At 70.5% G+C, this 16313-nt stretch carries 12 protein-coding genes; 7 read left to right on the top strand and 5 right to left on the bottom strand.

All coding sequences use genetic code 11. The features are described 5' to 3' along the window. Positions 1–40 precede the first annotated feature (40 nt). Positions 41–1201: a mandelate racemase/muconate lactonizing enzyme family protein gene (locus JOE59_RS15635; RefSeq protein WP_204462049.1), complete on the bottom strand. Its 1161-nt coding sequence runs from the start codon at positions 1199–1201 to the stop codon at positions 41–43. A 100-nt stretch (positions 1202–1301) separates the two neighbouring features. After that, positions 1302–2105 carry an IclR family transcriptional regulator gene (locus JOE59_RS15630; protein ID WP_204462047.1) on the bottom strand — a complete coding sequence of 268 codons (804 nt, stop codon included), beginning with the start codon at positions 2103–2105 and terminating at the stop codon, positions 1302–1304. 338 nt (positions 2106–2443) lie between these two features. Between JOE59_RS15630 and JOE59_RS15625 the strand changes: the two genes are divergently transcribed. The 3 genes from JOE59_RS15625 to JOE59_RS15615 are packed head-to-tail and all read left to right on the top strand — an operon-like array spanning position 2444 to position 5494. Beyond that, positions 2444–3277: a carbohydrate ABC transporter permease gene (locus JOE59_RS15625; RefSeq protein ID WP_239560317.1), complete on the top strand. Its 834-nt coding sequence runs from the start codon at positions 2444–2446 to the stop codon at positions 3275–3277. Next, positions 3274–4131 (top strand): carbohydrate ABC transporter permease, encoded by an 858-nt coding sequence (locus JOE59_RS15620; RefSeq protein WP_204462042.1) that lies wholly within the window; start codon positions 3274–3276, stop codon positions 4129–4131. Before JOE59_RS15625 ends, JOE59_RS15620 begins: the two co-directional genes overlap by 4 nt. A 55-nt stretch (positions 4132–4186) precedes the next feature. Continuing rightward, a complete protein-coding gene (locus JOE59_RS15615) occupies positions 4187–5494 on the top strand; it encodes an ABC transporter substrate-binding protein (RefSeq protein ID WP_204462040.1) in 1308 nt (435 codons plus the stop codon). Positions 5495–5595: 101 nt separating this feature from the next. Here the strand turns inward: JOE59_RS15615 and JOE59_RS15610 are convergent, their stop codons facing one another. Further along, complete coding sequence (locus JOE59_RS15610) at positions 5596–6561, bottom strand: acetylxylan esterase (protein ID WP_204462037.1); 966 nt, start codon at positions 6559–6561, stop codon at positions 5596–5598. 98 nt (positions 6562–6659) lie between these two features. Here JOE59_RS15610 and JOE59_RS15605 point away from each other — a divergent pair, with 98 nt between their 5' ends. Next, positions 6660–10685 carry a golvesin C-terminal-like domain-containing protein gene (locus JOE59_RS15605; protein ID WP_204462035.1) on the top strand — a complete coding sequence of 1342 codons (4026 nt, stop codon included), beginning with the start codon at positions 6660–6662 and terminating at the stop codon, positions 10683–10685. Between the two features lie 72 nt (positions 10686–10757). Here JOE59_RS15605 and JOE59_RS15600 read toward each other — a convergent pair whose 3' ends face one another. Beyond that, complete coding sequence (locus JOE59_RS15600; protein WP_204462033.1) at positions 10758–11477, bottom strand: SDR family NAD(P)-dependent oxidoreductase; 720 nt, start codon at positions 11475–11477, stop codon at positions 10758–10760. Then, positions 11474–12367, bottom strand: a complete 894-nt coding sequence (locus tag JOE59_RS15595; RefSeq protein WP_239560314.1) for a dihydrodipicolinate synthase family protein — start codon at positions 12365–12367, stop codon at positions 11474–11476. Before JOE59_RS15595 ends, JOE59_RS15600 begins: the two co-directional genes overlap by 4 nt. Before the next feature lie 136 nt (positions 12368–12503). On the opposite strand from JOE59_RS15595, the gene JOE59_RS15590 reads away from it, so the two are divergent. The 3 genes from JOE59_RS15590 to JOE59_RS15580 all read left to right on the top strand — a co-directional run bounded on the left by JOE59_RS15590 (position 12504) and on the right by JOE59_RS15580 (position 16301). Further along, the gene (locus JOE59_RS15590) at positions 12504–13406 is read left to right on the top strand and encodes an SMP-30/gluconolactonase/LRE family protein (protein WP_204462028.1); all 903 of its coding nucleotides are present in this window, start codon (positions 12504–12506) and stop codon (positions 13404–13406) included. A 79-nt stretch (positions 13407–13485) separates the two neighbouring features. Further along, positions 13486–14217 carry an ATP-binding cassette domain-containing protein gene (locus tag JOE59_RS15585; protein ID WP_204462026.1) on the top strand — a complete coding sequence of 244 codons (732 nt, stop codon included), beginning with the start codon at positions 13486–13488 and terminating at the stop codon, positions 14215–14217. Continuing rightward, positions 14217–16301 carry a YhgE/Pip family protein gene (locus JOE59_RS15580; RefSeq protein WP_204462018.1) on the top strand — a complete coding sequence of 695 codons (2085 nt, stop codon included), beginning with the start codon at positions 14217–14219 and terminating at the stop codon, positions 16299–16301. Before JOE59_RS15585 ends, JOE59_RS15580 begins: the two co-directional genes overlap by 1 nt. Positions 16302–16313 lie beyond the last annotated feature (12 nt).

The raw sequence follows: 16313 nt of genomic DNA, 5'->3' as shown, positions 1-16313 counted from the left end.
CGATCATCGCAGCCGTGGCGCGCATGAGGGGGAGTGCCGCTCAGCGGCGCACGAACTCCCGCACGAAGTCCTCGTCGACGCTTACGCCGAGGCCGGGGCCGGTCGGCACCGTGAAGTCGCCGTTGGGCGCGACCTCGAGCGGGGTCGTGAGGATCCGGTTCGCGACCGGCAGCGTGAGCGGCTGGTACTCGAAGGCGAGCAGCGACGGCGAGCTCGCGGCGACGTGGAGGCCGGCGGCCATCGCGATGCCGAACGCGGCGGAGTGATGCGGTGCCACCTGCGCGTGGAAGGCGTCGGCGATGGCCGCGATCGCGAGGCCCTCGGTGATGCCGGTGCGTCCGATGTCGGGCTGGGTGAGGCCGACGGCGCGGCGGGTCAGCCAGTCCGTGAACTCGAATCGACTGCGCATCGCCTCGCCGACGGCGACCGGGGTCTCGATGGATGCCGCGAGGTCGCGGTGGCCCTCGACGTCTTCGGGAGCGAGCGGCGCCTCGAAGAACCAGGCGTGGCGTTCGTCGAGTTCGCGGCCGAGGGCCTTCGCCTCTCCGAGCCGGTAGCTCCAGTGCGCGTCGAGTGCGACCTGGAGGTCGGGGTGCGCGCCGCGCACGGCGTCGTAGGTCGCGAGGTCGGTGCGGAGGTCGGTGCCGAGGTGCATCTTGAACCGTCGCACGCCCGCCTCGACGAGCACGGCGGTCTTCGCGGCGATCTCGGCGTCGTCGGCTCCGCGCACGCCTGACACGTAGGTCGGCAGCACGTCGGCGAAGCGCCCGCCCGCGAGCTCGGACACCGACAGGCCGGTCGCCTTGCCCCAGAGGTCCCACAGCGCGATGTCGACGGCGGCCATGGCATCGGCCTGGTGCCCCGTGAGATGTCCGCGCTCGCGCATCGACTCCGACATCCGGTGCCAGAGGGTGCGCACCGAACGCGGGTCCTCGCCGATGATGAGCGGGGTGAGCAGGTGGTCGACGATCGCGGCCGCGACCTCGGGAGCGACGGGGGCGAGCCCCTCGCCCCAGCCCACCAGGCCGTCGTCGGTCTCGATCTTCACGATGAGCGTCTCGTAGCCGGGGGAGTAGAGGCTCCGCCACGGCGGCCGGATCATGTAGCCGCGGTGCTCGACCGCCGCCTCGCCGGCGTAGGAGTCTTCGGCATCCTCCTTCGAGATGAAGAGGGGGAACGTTTGGACGCGCGCGATTCTCACAGGGTCTCCAGTGACGAGAGGGATCGAGAACGCCGCCGACGGATGCCGCGGCGTGGGGTTCAGGTTGGGAGCGCCGCGAACGCCGTCGCGGCACCGGGGATCAGAGTGCCGCGAACGCCGCCGCGGAGTGGGAGGCGCTGTAGCCGAGGGCGACGGAGATCTCGTCGGCCGCCTCGATCACCTGCAGCGCGATCTCCTGATGGGGGGCCTGCAGGTCGAGCACCGAGAGGGGGCCGCTCGCGGAGAGGCCGGCGACGATCTCACCGGCGCGGTTGCGGATGGGTGCGGCGATGCACGCCCGTCCGAAGGCGAGCTCTTCGATCTCGGTCGCGTACCCGCGGCTGCGGGTCTCGTCGAGGGCGACCTGCATGGCGGCGCGGTCGACGATCGTGTGCGGGGTGTACCGCTGCGGCGTGTTCGCGAAGTACTCGTCGACGAGCGCCGAGGGCATGCCCGACAGCAGCGCCTTGCCGAGGCCCGTGGCGTGCAGCGGGGCGGTGCGGCCCGCCATCGCGAACGACTTCGGTGCGAGCGCGCCCTCGAAGTTGCAGAGGTAGGTGAAGGTGAAGCCGCTGAGTTCGGCGACGTTCACGCCGATGCCGAGCCGGTGCGCGAGGTTCTGGGCGATCTGACGGGACGCGCGGAAGATCGGCGAGCCGTTGAGGGCGATCGTGCCGAGGGAGACGGCGGCCGGGCCGAGCCGGTACAGGCCGGTCCGGTCGTCCTGGACGACGAACCGCATGCGGTCGAGCGCCGACATCATGCGGGACACGGTGGACTGGCCGAGGCCGGTGAGCGCGCAGAGCTCCGACACGCGGAGCTCGCCGGACTCCTCGGTGAAACAGGCGAGCAGGGACATAGCCCGTTCGACGGTCTGTGTGCCGCCGACCGATTCCGATGCCATCGGGACTCCTTCTCAATGCAGTTGCCGAGCGTGGTTGCATACCCGCTCGGGCTGCGCCATTGCCGTCAGTGTAGTGAGCGGAATCGGTCGAGGCAATCCAAATATGGGTGAGTCATGCATTTAGTGGATTTAGCATCCGCATTGTGGTTTACTGGCCGCACGTCAGCGTTGACCACTTGTGACGACGACGCACAGGGGCCCCATCAGGGGTCGCCACCTCTCGGGAAGTGAACGCAATGCAGCAAGCCATCCTCGACCGGCCCGCGATACGCGAGACGACCGAGCCGCGATCCGGGCGGCGCACGACACTGGGCGCGAAGGATCGCACCTTCGGATTCATGATCGCACTCCCCGCGGTCCTGCTCTTCCTCGTGATCGCCATCTATCCGCTCGTCTCGAGCATCGGCACGAGCCTCTACGACCAGTCGCTCCTCCGACCCGATCGCACCTTCGTCGGCTTCGACAACTACACGGCGATCTTCGGCGAGTTCATGGCGCGCCTCGGCACGACGCTCACCTTCGCGACGCTCGCGACGATCTTCCCCGTGCTCCTCGGCGTGGCCCTCGCCGTGCTCCTGAACGCACGCATGCGCGGACGCAACATCCTGCGCGGCACCCTCATGCTGCCGTGGCTGCTTCCCGGCGTCGTCGTCTCGTTCCTCTGGGCGTGGATCTTCAACGACAGCTACGGCGTGCTGAACCACCTGCTGACCATGGTGGGCCTGCCCGAGGTGAGCCTGCTCGGCAACCCCACCGGGGCGATGGCGGCGGTCGTCATCGCGAAGACGTGGCACTCGTTCCCCTGGATCATGGTCGTCGCCCTCTCGGTGCTGCAGACGCTGCCGGCCGAGCAGCTCGAGGCCGCGACGATCGACGGGGCGACGCGCTCGCAGCGCTTCCGCTACATCTCGTTCCCGCACATCGTCGGCCCCGTCGCGCTCGTCGCGACGCTCGAGTTCATCTACAACTTCGGCAACTTCGACACGATCTTCGTGATGACGGGCGGCGGGCCCGGGGATTCGACCACCACGCTCGCCGTCAGCCTCTATCAACTCGCGTTCGGCAGCTACGAGCTCGGCAAGGCATCCGCAATGGGTGTGCTCTGGCTCATCCTGCTCGCGATCATCTCGAGCGCATACCTGCTGCTCAACCGACGTCTGGAGAAGCGATGAGTCACGGCCGCGACATCGGAGAGGCGATCATCCGCCCGAGGCTGTCGATCCCCGGGCGCATCGGGCTCATCCTGCTGGCCCTCTTCGGGCTGCTGCCGGTCTACTGGCTGACGTCGACGGCCTTCATGAAGAAGGAGGCCGTGTTCGCGCTCGACCGGCCGCTCTTCCCGGTCGACCCGACCCTCGAGAACTTCGTCGGGTTCTTCCAGAACGATGCACTGCTGCAGAACCTCGCGAACAGCTTCATCGTCTCGACGGGCACGGCAGTGCTCTCGGTGCTCGTCGGCGGCATCATGGCCTACTCGCTCTCGAAGTTCCGGTACAGCGGGCGCAACGCGATCATGTTCATGTTCCTCATCGGGCAGCTCATCCCCGGGGCGCTGCTGCTCATCTCGCTCTACCTCATGCTGAGCTCGGCGGGTCTGCTCTACACCTACACGGCGCTCATCATCTCGTTCACCACGTTCACGTTGCCGCTCGTGGTCTTCCTGCTCAAGGGCATCATCGACGGCATTCCCGACGACATCCTCGAGGCGGCCAAGGTCGACGGACTCTCGCGCATCAAGACGATGTTCCAGATCGTCTTCCCGCTGATCGTGCCCGGCCTCATCACGGCGGCGATGTTCGCCTTCATGCGCGGCTGGAGCGACCTGCTCTTCGCGCTCACGCTCGCCGGACCCGACAAGCAGACGCTGCCGGCCGGCCTCACCCAGGCCTTCATCCGCGAGGGCACGGCCGACTGGCCGGCGCTCATGGCGGCATCCCTCATCACCTCGCTGCCGCTCGCCATCATCTTCATCCTCCTCCAGCGCTACTTCGTCTCCGGCCTCGCGTCGGGGGCCGTCAAGGGGTAGCCCCGTGATCCACAGCACCGCACCGAACACACATTCCGACGAAGGAGCAGTCCCCATGAACCTCTCGACCTCGCAGCTCAGCCGCCGCGCCTTCCTCGGCGGCGGCACGGCACTCGCCGCGTTCGGCGCCCTCGCGCTCGCCGGGTGCGCCACGCCGGCCGCGCCGGGCGCCGGTGCCGGCGCGAATGCCGCGACCAAGGCGAAGACGATCAACTTCTACGGCAACTCGCTCGGCGAGGAGGCGCTGAAGCCCGCATGGGAGGCGATCCTCAAGGACTTCTCCGCGGAGGAGGGCGTCACCGTCTCGCCCGTCATATACCCCTACGACCAGGCGGCGACGCAGCTCGCCCTCACCGGCCGCTCCGGCAAGCTCATGGGCGTCGGCCAGTCGGGCGGATGGCAGGTGCTCACGCCGATGAACGTGCTCGCCGACCTCACCGACCTCGCCAAGGGGCTCGGCATCCCGCAGGGTGTGCTCGAGTCGTACACGATGGACGGCAAGCTCCTCGTGCTCCCGCTCACGGCGTCGGGCATCGGCATCATCACGAACGGCGAGATCGCCAAGAGCGTCGGCATCAAGTCGGGCATGACCGTCGAGCAGTTCGCGACCGCGCTCGAGAAGATCAAGTCGCAGGACTCCTCGCTGATCCCCTACGCGGCGGTCACGAAGAACCCCGACCTGAAGGATGCCGCGCACTGGATGTGGGGCTGGGGCAGCCCGGTCGTCACCGACGACTTCGAGTGCACGATCGGCGACAAGGAGAGCGTCGAGGCGATCACCTGGTACAAGGCGCTGCAGGACGACGGCCTCACCCAGACGAACGTGGCCCGCAGCGACGCGCGGATCCTGTTCGCGAGCGGGCGGGCGGCCCTCTACGACGACGCCCCGCTCGCCTCGACGTTCGTGAAGACGAACGGTGCCGCGCAGAACATCATCGACAACATCAGCGCGATCGCGCGGCCCACCGCCGGCGGCAACCCCTCGTACAACCGCGCCTGGGGCGGCGGCCTGTTCGCGAGTGCAGGCGAGGGCGAGCTCACGAGCCGCGACTTCATCACCTACGCCGCGACGGACATCGACGCCGCGACCGCGCAGTACGAGCAGTCGGGAGTCGCACCGGCCGCGAAGTCCGTCGCCGACCAGATCCCGGCGCTCGCCGCCGACGAGTACCAGACCACGTTCCGCACCGAGGTGTCCGAGCACGCACGCGGCGCCGCATGGGACCGCGTGCCCGTGACCGCGCAGATCGACACTGCCATCGGCGCGGGTGTCGCGAACATCCTCGCCGGCCAGGTCGACGTGCAGTCGGGCCTCAACTCCCTGAAGAAGGAAGTCCAGGACCTGCTCGACTCGAACGCGTAGCGCCTCGACGCCGGCCGCCTGCGGAGGGACCCGCGGGCGGCCGGCGTTCGGCGCGCCCCGAGGCATCCGCTCGAGACGGATGCCTCGCGACCGCCGCGCGCTCAGGCCAGGCGGTCGTCGGGGAGCGCGAAGAAGTCGGCCGCGTCCTGCCGCGCCATCCGCTCGGAGGCCTCGGCGACGGGGCCGTCGAGGTGCCCGTTCGCCCGCACGCTGAGCCGCCTCGGGCCGGTGAGCGCGTGGTAGACGGCGAACTGCCCCCGCGGGTCCACGGCGGGATCGAGCACCGCCGCTGCCACATGCACCGGGATGCGGATGCGCTGCGCCGCCACGGCGGCGTCGAAGTAGCCGAGCACCGGGCGCACCTCGGGGTGCTCGGCCAGGTGCCGGCGCACGGACTCGCCGCTGCCGGTGCACTGCCGGGTGAGGCGGATCGCGTGGTGCCCGAAGCTCGGCACGTCGAGCGAGGCGCGCCGGAAGCGGGCATCCCACGGGAGCGCCATCGCCCCGATGCCGCCGCCGAAGCTGCCGCCGCTGAAGTCGAGCGCCCCGGCGACGCCGGGGGCGGCGTCGAGCAGCACGGTCGCGGCGCGCCAGACGTCGGCGGCGGCGAAGCGGTGCGAGTAGGTGTCGCGGTGCGCGATGCCCGCGAGCACGTGCTCGTCGGGGAGCGCCGGGAAGCGACTCGAGGTGTTCGGCACCGTGCCCGGTGCGGCGGGGAAGATCGCGGCCGTGTCTGCGGGCACCTGGTCGGGGTCGGGGGCCGCGCGGCCGCCGTAGCCGTGTCCGATCACGAGGCCGCGGCGCACGATCGAGGCGACGCGCGGCACCATCAGGAACGCCACGGTCGGCTCATCGGCCGATGACGCGAACCGGATCTCCATCACGTGGTGCGTCTCGGTGGCGTCGAGGTCGCGCACGCGCTCCCACGCGACGGATCCGGTGCCGAACTCCTCGAACGTCCCTCGCCAGAACTCATCGAAGTCGGCGGGCTCGGCGGGCCGCTCAGCCGGCGTCAGCAGCGCGGTCAGCGAGTACTCGGTCAGTTCCTCTGGTCGGTTCGGGGTCACCGCGTGTTCCTCTCAGGACGAGTGCATGGTCGACGCTACCGGCGCCGCTGGTCGCATGACCATTGACACTGTCGCATATCGCATGCATCATGTGCATCATGGATTCAACGCAGAACCCGGAGATCAACGACCATTCAGGGGCCGATCACGGCCCGGGGCTGTGGAGCCGGCGTTCGGCGCTCCAGCTGCTGCTGGCCGCGGGCGTGCTCCCGGTGGTCCTCGGTGCCGATGCCGAACCCGCCGCGGCGGACCCCGGGTTCAGCAGCGTGAGCGGCTCGTACGCCGACGCCCTGCGCCGGTTGGAGAAGCCCGACCTGTCGTTCACCCGCGTGGCCCAGCTCGTCGGGCGCAAACACCGGATGACCTTCTTCCAGGCCAAGTGGGACGGCGGCGAGACGATCGTGCGCGATCTCGAGATCAAGCACGACGGTCGGTGGCTGTCGCTGACCGATCCCGAGCACCGCTTCGACGAGCAATGGGTCGTACTGGCGGGCACGCTGCCCTCCGGCAGTGCGCCCGAGCTGTACGGGCCGCTGCAGCCCGCCTGGCTGGGCTTCACCTCGTATCGCCGCCTCGGCTCCCAGGCGATCGAATTGCGCACCAGCACCGACGACGTGGAGCTCATCGTCAACTGGCGGCTCGACGGCGATCATCCCGAGGCGCACTACGTGCTGCGGGCCAAGAAGGCCGGCGACTACCTCGTCGGCTACCAGAGCCAGGATGCCAAGTCGCTCGACGACCTCGACGAGGTGCTCTGCGGGTCGTACCAGCACGCGCTCTCCGTGGTCGACGGCTCGGCCCCCCTCGGCGCATGGGAGCTGTTCGCGCCGATGGCGCTGACCCAGTACTCCGTCGCCGACGTCGCCGTCACCTCGGGGGTCTACCTGCCCGCCGAGGTGGCCGAGTTCGTGCACGAACGCCAGCTGATGTCCGATCGGCAGCCCTACGGGATGAGCCTGCGCAACGACAGCCTCGACCTCGTGCCGAGCATCTACGCACCGCAGCCGGGTCTGCGAACCGCCATGGCGGCCGGTGATCGGCGCGGCTTCGCCTTCGGTCTCGCGGCTCGAGCCGGCACCCTCTACGACACCTACACCGAGTTGTGCCGGGGCGAGTACGGACTGAAGGCCTACCGGCACAACGTCTACGACCGCTCGCTGACCGACGCCGTCCACACGATGACCGAACTCATCGCGATCGAGCCCGACGGCGACGACTCGGTCGACTACATCCCCTCGTACTCCGGCTGGTGGAACCGCGGCAAGGGGTTCGTCGATGTGGAGAACGAGGACGCGGTCCGCGCCGCGGCCAGTGGCGTGCTGCTCTCTGCCCACTACCTGACCGGCACCGCGGACGGAACCCTCTACGACCGGCGCGCCAGGCCGTCGATCGAGTACCAGCTGTCCCGCAAGGGGATCGGGCACTCGCCCGTCATCGGCGGCTCGGTCTACAACGACAAGACGCAGTACCGGATCGGCCGGATCCCCACCGACGCGGTGAACCTGACTGCGCTCTCCCAACTCACCCACGGCCGCAATGCGGGCATCCAACGGCTCGCGGTGCAGGCCACCAAGGCGGGAGTCGTCGGGCAGAGCCGCGCTCCGTTCGCGACCGCACTGGCGACCTACCAGCTCACCGGGGATCCGGCCTACCTGACCGAGGCGACCCTGATCGCCAAGCGCTACGTGCGGGAGGAGATCATCACGCCGTATCGCGGCAACGGGCAGCCTCCCGGCGGGTTCGCCTACAGCTTCTCGAAGTACTGGGTGGACCTGCTCGTGCTGTTCGAGCTGACCGGGGAGGACGAGTTCCTCGACGGCGCCTATCGGGAGGCGCAGCGATTCATCACCCAGACCGCGGTGCGGCCGGTGCCGAACACGACGGTCACGGTGCCCGAGGGTCATGTCGTCATGCAGCAGTACGACTGGGAGTCGCGGAGCTCCCTCCCGTCGTACCCGACCACCGAGGTGGCGTCCGAGACCGTCCCCGCCTGGTACGTCTCCGCGACCGGGCTCACCTTCGAGGCGCTGTCGTCGTTCAAGCTCGGGGTCAGTTCGCTGACCGACCCGGGCGGCGGATACGTCTTCAACCCGTGCTGGGCCGGCGCGCTGCTGCGCCTGGCGCATCACACCGGCGACCCGCTGCTGGCCGACGTTGCGCACAACATGGTGATCGGCCGGTTCACCACCTACCCGGGCTACTACAGCCGCCAGTTCCAGGTGGCGCAGATGAAGCCCGACTTCGCGACCAGCGGTCCGGTCGGCATCACCGGGTACTACTTCCACCACGCACCCGCCCAGCTCGGCCTCGCGATGGACTACCTGATCAACGAGAGCTTCTACCGCAGCGACGGCAAGATCGACTTCCCGCACGTGTTCGAGGCCGACTTCGCCTACTTCAAGTACTTCGCCTACGGCCACGCCCCCGGCACCTTCTTCGGCGAAGACGGCGTGTGGCCCTACTTCCCGGCCGGCCTGGTCTCCCTCGACAACCCGTTGGTCAACTGGATGGCGGGTGTGGGGAACGATTCGCTGTATGTCAGCCTCACCAACTCGGCGGCGGGCGCGCAGTTCGTGGTCGTCGACCTCACGGGTGAGCTGACCGGGCTGACGGGGAGCGATGCTCCGGTCGTCGAGGTCGTGGCGGCCGACGGCACTCGCACGTCTCAGACCGCTGCCGGCGGCCGCATCAAGGTGCGCGTGCCCGGACACGGGCTGGTCGCACTGGTCGTTCGCGAGGTCACGGTGGAACGGCCGGCACTGCCGTTCGACGACATCGTCGATCACGGCCCAGACAGCTTCCACGAGGTCGACACCGACCCGGCGACCGACTACGGCCTCGCACGTGGCGTGCTGCTGGTGCGCCCCGACCGCCCCGGCTACGACGCCTACGTGCAGATCGACACCGAGAAGCCCGCGACCCTCAGCTATCGGATCGGCGACGGGCAGGCGAAGGAGGCGCCGCCGAAGGGCTACCCCTACGAGTGGACGATCCCCGTCGATTCATCGGCCGACGCCTTCAGCTACACGATCAGCGCCGGCTCGGTGACCACCGAGGAGGTCGCACTGCGTCTGCCGAGCCGCATCAGCGGCGCCGACTCCGGCGTGGCCGGAGACGTGGTCGCGCAGGCCACCAGCACGGCAGGCGACCGGGTTCCGCTCGTCATCGAGGTGCGCAACCCGACCGATGAGCCGTTCGCCGGGGACGTGGACGTGAGCCTGCCTGACGGCTGGCAGCTCGACGGCGCTGCGCCGTCCGTCTCGGTCGACGCGCAGGGATCCACCCGAGTGGAGTCGGCGGCGATCATCGCGTCGGGCGCCAGTCCGGGCGAGGTGAGAATCGAGGCATCCGTGTCGGCTGCCGACGGCGACCCGGTGGAGCTGCGGCCCGCGGCGATCGAGGTCATCGACCGGCGCAGGTTGGTGTCGCTCACCACCGACACCGCCATCGTCAGCGGCCCCGGCGAGACCGCGCGGCTGACCGCCCTGGTCATCAACACCGGCGTCACCCCGCTGCGCGCCACGCTCGCCCTCTTCGGCGCGACCGGGTGGAGCGTCGGCCAGAAGGAGGTGGTGGTCGAGGTGCCCCCGCGCTCCGACCTGACGCACACCTGGACGGTGACGGCCGGATCGGCCGTGGCGCCGGGGTCGACGAACCGGTTCGAGGCACGGCTCGACGGCACCCTCCGCCGCGGCGTGCTCGTGCGGGTCGCCGACGAGGGCGTGATCGCCCACACGCAGTCGCCGTGGCCCGGCTACCTGGAGACCGGCCTGTGGTACCCGAGCGGCCTGGCCGGGTGGAACGGCACTCGAACCCGCTACAGCGACGTCGACTCGATCGGCAGCACCGTGACCTGGCAGGTGGACCTGCCCGAGGCCGGCGAGTACCGGGTCTCGGTCTGGTACCCGACGAACCCGACGACGACGACCTCGGCGGCCTACATCGTCGAGCACCAGGCGGGCAGCACCGAGGTCGTCGTGAACCAGACCGAGGGAGCGGCGGCCTGGCGCCCGCTCGGCACGTTCCGCTACGCCGCCGGTGCGGTCGGCGTCGTGCGCCTGGAGGTGCGCAACGCCGCCTTCCACCGCGTCAGTGCCGCGCAGTTCGTCCGCGTGGGGAACTGACGGCGAAACCCCGCCGGCCGAGTGCGTGCGCACCGGTCGGCGGGGTCATGGCTCACGGCCGGCGGGAGCGGCTCAGAGCCAGCGGTCGCGCAGCGCGGGTTTCAGCCAGGCGGCGGGGGAGGAGATCGAGAGGCCGCCGTCGACCGGGATCGTCGTGCCGGTGACGAACGACGCGGCATCCGAAGCGAGGAAGGCGACCACGGCGGCGACCTCCTCGGGCCTGCCGATGCGGCCGAGCGGGTAGCCCTCGCTCTCGCCGGTCTCGGTCGCCGAGATGCTCCCGGGCGCCACGGCGTTGACCCGGACCCCGTGCGGGCCGTAGTCGAGCGCCAGCTGCCGTACGAGGCCCTCGACGCCCGCCTTGGCGGCGGCATAGGCCGGCAGGCCCGGCGCGGCGAGGGAGGCGTTGACCGAGGTGACCGCGACGATCGACGAGCCGGGCGCGAGGCGCGGGAGAGCCGCGCGAGACACGAAGAACGCCGAGTCGAGCGTCGCCCCGAGGGCGCCGCGCCAGTCGTCGTCGCTCGTGGCGTCGGCCCGGCCGATCGGCATGCGGGCGGCGGCGAGCACCACGACGTCGAGCCGGCCGAGCGTCTGCTCGGCGTCGGCGACGGCCTGCGCCGCGGCATCCGCTCGGCTGCAGTCGGCGGTGAGATACCGCTCGAAGACGGGGTCGACGGATGCCTCGAGCCCCACTCCGACGACCGCGTCGCCCTGCTCGGCGAAGGCCCCGGCGATCGCGAGTCCGATGTCGGAGCCGCCGCCGATCAGCAGTACGCCGCGACGGGTCACACGCGCACCGCGGTCGGCAGGGGCGGGAGCTCGAGCTCTTCGATGACGAGGTCGACGGCGGCGCGGCTGCCCGCGTCGAGGCGAGCGGCCGGGTAGCGCACGGTGGCGTGGTCGATGATGCCGCGCGCGACGAGCACCTCCTTGTGCACCGCCCACGCGATGCCGCCCTGAAGCCCCACCAGCACGAGGGGGAGCATACGGCGGAACCCGGCGCGCGCCTCCTCGACGCGCCCCGCGACGAACAGTTCGAGCACCGGGGCGAGCAGGTCGGCGAACTCGCAGGCCGGCATCGTGCCGATGGCGCCGCGCGCATACTCCTCGAGGCAGAACTGCGCGTTCTGCCCGCCGAGCACCGCGAAGTCGGCGTCGCCGATCGCCTCGACGACCGCGCCGACCTTCGGAGCGGTCGGGGGCGCCTCGATCTTCACCGAGTCGACGCCGTCGAGGCGGGCGAGTTCGGCGATGAGCGACGGGGGCATGGCGACGCCGGTCACGCCGGGGGCGTCCTGCACCATCACCGAGAGCGAGGTGGCCGCGGCGACCTCGCCGTAGAAGTCGATGAGGCTCGCAGCCGGCGGCTTCACCATGAACGGCGGCAGCACCATGAGCGCGTCGGCGCCGCCCTCCTGGGCGATGAGCGACTGCTCGATCGAGGTCGCCGTCGAGGTGCCGTTGACGCCGGCGATGACGGGCACGCGGCCGTCGACGAGCTCGACGACGTCGGAGAGGATGGTGCGTCGTTCGACTGCGGTGAGCGCGAACCCCTCGCTCGCCATGCCGAAGACGGCCACGCCGTCGACGCCGGAGGCGAGCTGGAACTCGACCAGTCGTCGCAGACTTGGGCGGTCGAGTGCGCCCGATTCGTCGAACGGGGTGGCAAGAATCGGCATCAAGCCATGGAGCTTCGGGGCCATTGGCCAGTTCCTCACTTCAGCGTCGTTGCTTCTGCCAGTCTCGCAACTGACATTCATATTGTGAGATAGCCTGCCACATATCGGGTAACACCACCACCGGAGGAAGACACGGATGTCGCACTCAACGCCCTCGCGAAACGTCGAGATCATCTCCGCCGAGCGATACGTCCAGGCCGAGTCGCCCCGCTGGGACAGTCGGGACGGCGGTCTCGGGTGGATCGACATGTCGACCGGTTCGTTCCACCGCGGGCGGCTCGACGGGGGAATGGTCGTGCCGGGCGCCGCCGTCGCCGTCGGCGCGAAGGTCGGCGCGCCCGTGCCGCTCGCCGAATCCGGGGCCGGCTGGGCCGTCGCCGTCGATCGCGGCGTCGTGCACGTGGGCGACGACGGGGTCGTCTCGCCGATCGCCGTCGACATCGCCTCGGGCGACGACTACATGAACGACGGCGGCTGCGATCCGACCGGTCGGTTCTGGGTCGGCAGCCAGTCGATGCCCCGACAGCCGCACTGCGCGCTGTGGAGCATCGACCCCGACGGCGTGGCGACCGAGCGGCTGGGCGGCGTGACGGTCTCCAACGGGCTCGCCTTCGATCGCACCGGCGAGACGCTGTACTACATCGACACGCTGCCGCACCGCAGCATCGAGGCCTTCGATGTCGCGCCCGACGGCACGCTCGGCAATCGGCGAACGGTGTGCCGGGTCGAGGGCGGCAACCCCGACGGCATGGCCATCGACCTCGAGGGAATGCTCTGGGTCGCGGTCTGGGATGCCGCGGAGGTGCGTCGCTACTCGCCGCACGGCGTGCTGCTCGAGACGATCGGGCTCCCGTCGAAGCGGCCCACGGCCGTCGCGCTCGTCGACCGGCTGCTCGTGATCACGACGGCGAGCATCGGGCTGTCGGATCCGGGCGACGCCGACGGCGCGCTCCTCGGCGTGGAGGTCGAGGTCGGCGGGGCGCCGTCGCTGCCGTGGCGCGGGAGCCCGCCGCGAGCCCGTTCCAGCGCCATCGCCTAGAAGCGGCGACCCTGCTGGGTTGCCAATCTCGCATCTCCGATCTAAACTGACTAGTCAGTACAAATCCGAAGGATGCATCGTGTCGATCATCGTGCGGGCGCACGAACTCGCCCTCCACTCCAAGCGCGGCCCCGTCTACGGCCCCGTGAACCTCGTCGCCGACCGCGGCCTGACCGTGCTGCACGGCCCCGCCGGCAGCGGCCGCACGTGCCTGCTGCTCACGCTCGCGGGCCGTATGAAGCCCTCGAGCGGCACCGCGGAGGTGCTCGGCTACGAGCTGCCCCGTCGTGCCCGACCGGTGCAGCGAGCCACCGCGATCGCGGGGTTCCAGGGCATCGACACCCTCGAGGAGTCGGTCACCGTCGGCGCCGCCATCCGCGAGCGTGCCGCGTGGATCTCGCCGTGGTGGGCGATCGTGCGCCGCACCGACGACGCCGAGCTCCGCCGCGTGCTCACTCCGGTCTTCGGCGAGGTGCCGCTGCCGTCGACCGACACCGTCATCTGGGACCTCGACGAGGTGCAGACCGTGCTGCTGCGCATCGCCCTCGCGATGATGAGCGAGCCCGAGATGCTCTTCTTCGACCAGATCGAGCAGCTGCAGTCGCCTGCGGCCCGGCGTGCGCTCTGGCAGCGCCTCGACGCGATCACCCGAGCGGGCACCGCCGTCGTGGCATCCGCTGCTGCGCCCGACACCGCCATCTGGAACGAGCTCGGCATCGCCCCGCTCGCCTTCGACCTCACCATCACCGCGCCCGAGGTTCCGGCAGCCGCCGACCCCGACGCCCTCGACCTCATCCTGGAGCACGCCTGATGTTCGCCTTCCTCTCCTCCGGCACCGAGCTCCGCCGCTTCGGCAAGGGCACGCTGCCCAAGATCGCGCTCGTCGTGCTCCTCTTCATCCCGCTCATCTACGGCGCGCTCTACCTCTGGGCGTTCTGGGCCCCGACCGACGAGATGAAGAACCTCCCCGTCGCCATCGTGAACGAGGACACGGGCGCGAGCAGCGACGGCGAGGCGATCACCGCGGGTGACGACCTCGTCGACGAGCTCACGAGCCGGGCAGACCTCGACTGGCAGGTCACCGATGCCGCGGACGCCACGACCGGCGTGACCGACGGCGACTACTACTTCGCCGTCACGATCCCGACAGACTTCTCGGCCAGCGCCGTCTCGGTCGGCACCGACGACCCGAGGCCCGCGACCGTCGAAGTCGAGTACAACGACTCCAACAGCTTCCTCGCCTCTACCCTCGGTCAGCAGGCCATGGTCCAGTTGCGCGACACCGTGGCCGAGCAGGTCGGTCAGCAGACCGCCGACGCGATGCTCATCGGCCTGAACGACGCCGGCGCGGGCATCCGCTCGGCCGCTGACGGCGCGAGCACCCTCGCTGACGGCATCGCGACCGCGAACGACGGCGCAGGCCGCCTCGTCGTCGGCCTCGGCGACCTCGCCACCGGCGCCGACGCGATCGACGCCGGCGCGGTGCAGCTCGCCGACGGCACCGGCACCCTCGCCGACGGTCTCGAGCAGCTCGCCTCGGGCGCCGGCACGCTCTCGGCCGGGGCGACCCGGGTGTCGGATGGCGCGGCCGAACTCTCCGGCAAGGTGGCCGACGCCGCGAGCGGCGCCGCCGTGCTCGCCGAGAAGGCGCACGGTCTCGCCGACGGTGCGACCGGAATCGCGACGAAGACCGGAGAGCTCACCCAGGGCACCGCCCTGCTCTCGTCGAGGATCGCGACCCTCGAGGCCGACCTCGCGGGGGAGCAGGCGGACTCCGTCGACGTGACCGCCCGCCTCGCCGAGATCCAGGCGATCGCCGCCGGCGTCGACGGCGCCGCCCAGGCCGCACTGCCGACCGTGCAGGGGTACGCGGGACTCAGCACCCAGTACGCCGGGGCCGTCGACCAGCTGTCGGCCGGGCTCACCGCCGGGTCGCCGAAGGCCGCCGAGCTCGCCGCCGGCGCCGCCCAGGTGAGCGACGGCGCGTCGACCCTCTCGACCAAGTCGGGCGAAGCGGCATCCGGAGCCCAGACCATCGCGAGCGGCGCCGCCGCCCTCAGCTCCGGCACCGACGACCTCGTGAGCGGCACCGGGCAGCTCGCCGACGGTGGCACCGCGCTCGCCTCGGGTGCGACGAAGCTCTCGGACGGCAGCCGAACCCTCGCCGACGCGCTCGGCGAGGGCGCCGAAGCGGCTCCGCAGATGAGCACCGCCGACATCGAGGCGAAGGCCGCCGTCTCGGCCGCGCCGGTGCAGCTCGATCAGAGCTGGCAGAACGAGTCGAAGAGCTTCGGCGAGGGCTTCGCACCGTTCTTCATCGCGCTCGCGGCCTTCGTCGGCGGGCTCATCACGTGGCTCATCCTGCGCGCACTGCCGACCCGGGCGCTCGCAGCCTCGGCGAGCGGACTGCGCGCCGTGATGACCGGGTTCCTGCCGGCGATGGCGATCGGCCTCGGCCAGGTCGTGATCATGGTGCTCGTGCTGGTCTACGGCATCGGTCTCGAGCCGGCGTACTGGCTCGGCACCTCGGCGTTCATCTACCTCGTGACCCTCGCGTTCCTCGCCCTGCAGCAGATGTTCATCATCGTGCTCGGCACCGCGGCGGGTCGGGTGGTGAGCCTCGTGCTGCTCATGCTGCAGCTCAGCTCCTCGGGCGGCACCTACCCCGTCGAGACGACGCCCGAGTTCTTCCAGGTGCTGCACCCGTTCATGCCCGCCTCCTACGTGGTGAGCGGCCTGCGCGAGCTCATCACCGGCGGCGTGGACTCTAGACTGTGGCTCTCGGTGCTCGTGATGGCCGGCATCCTCGTCGGCTCGCTCGCGATCAGCGCGTGGAGCGCCGGCAAGCAGCGGATGTGGAGCGTCAGCCGCCTGCACCCCGAGCTCGCGATCTGACCGGAGGAGCGA

The sequence above is a fragment of the Agromyces cerinus genome, assembly GCF_016907835.1.
Lineage (GTDB): Bacteria > Actinomycetota > Actinomycetes > Actinomycetales > Microbacteriaceae > Agromyces > Agromyces nitratus.
The sequence above is the reverse complement of the archived record's forward strand: the minus strand, read 5'-3'. Positions and strand labels throughout refer to the sequence as shown.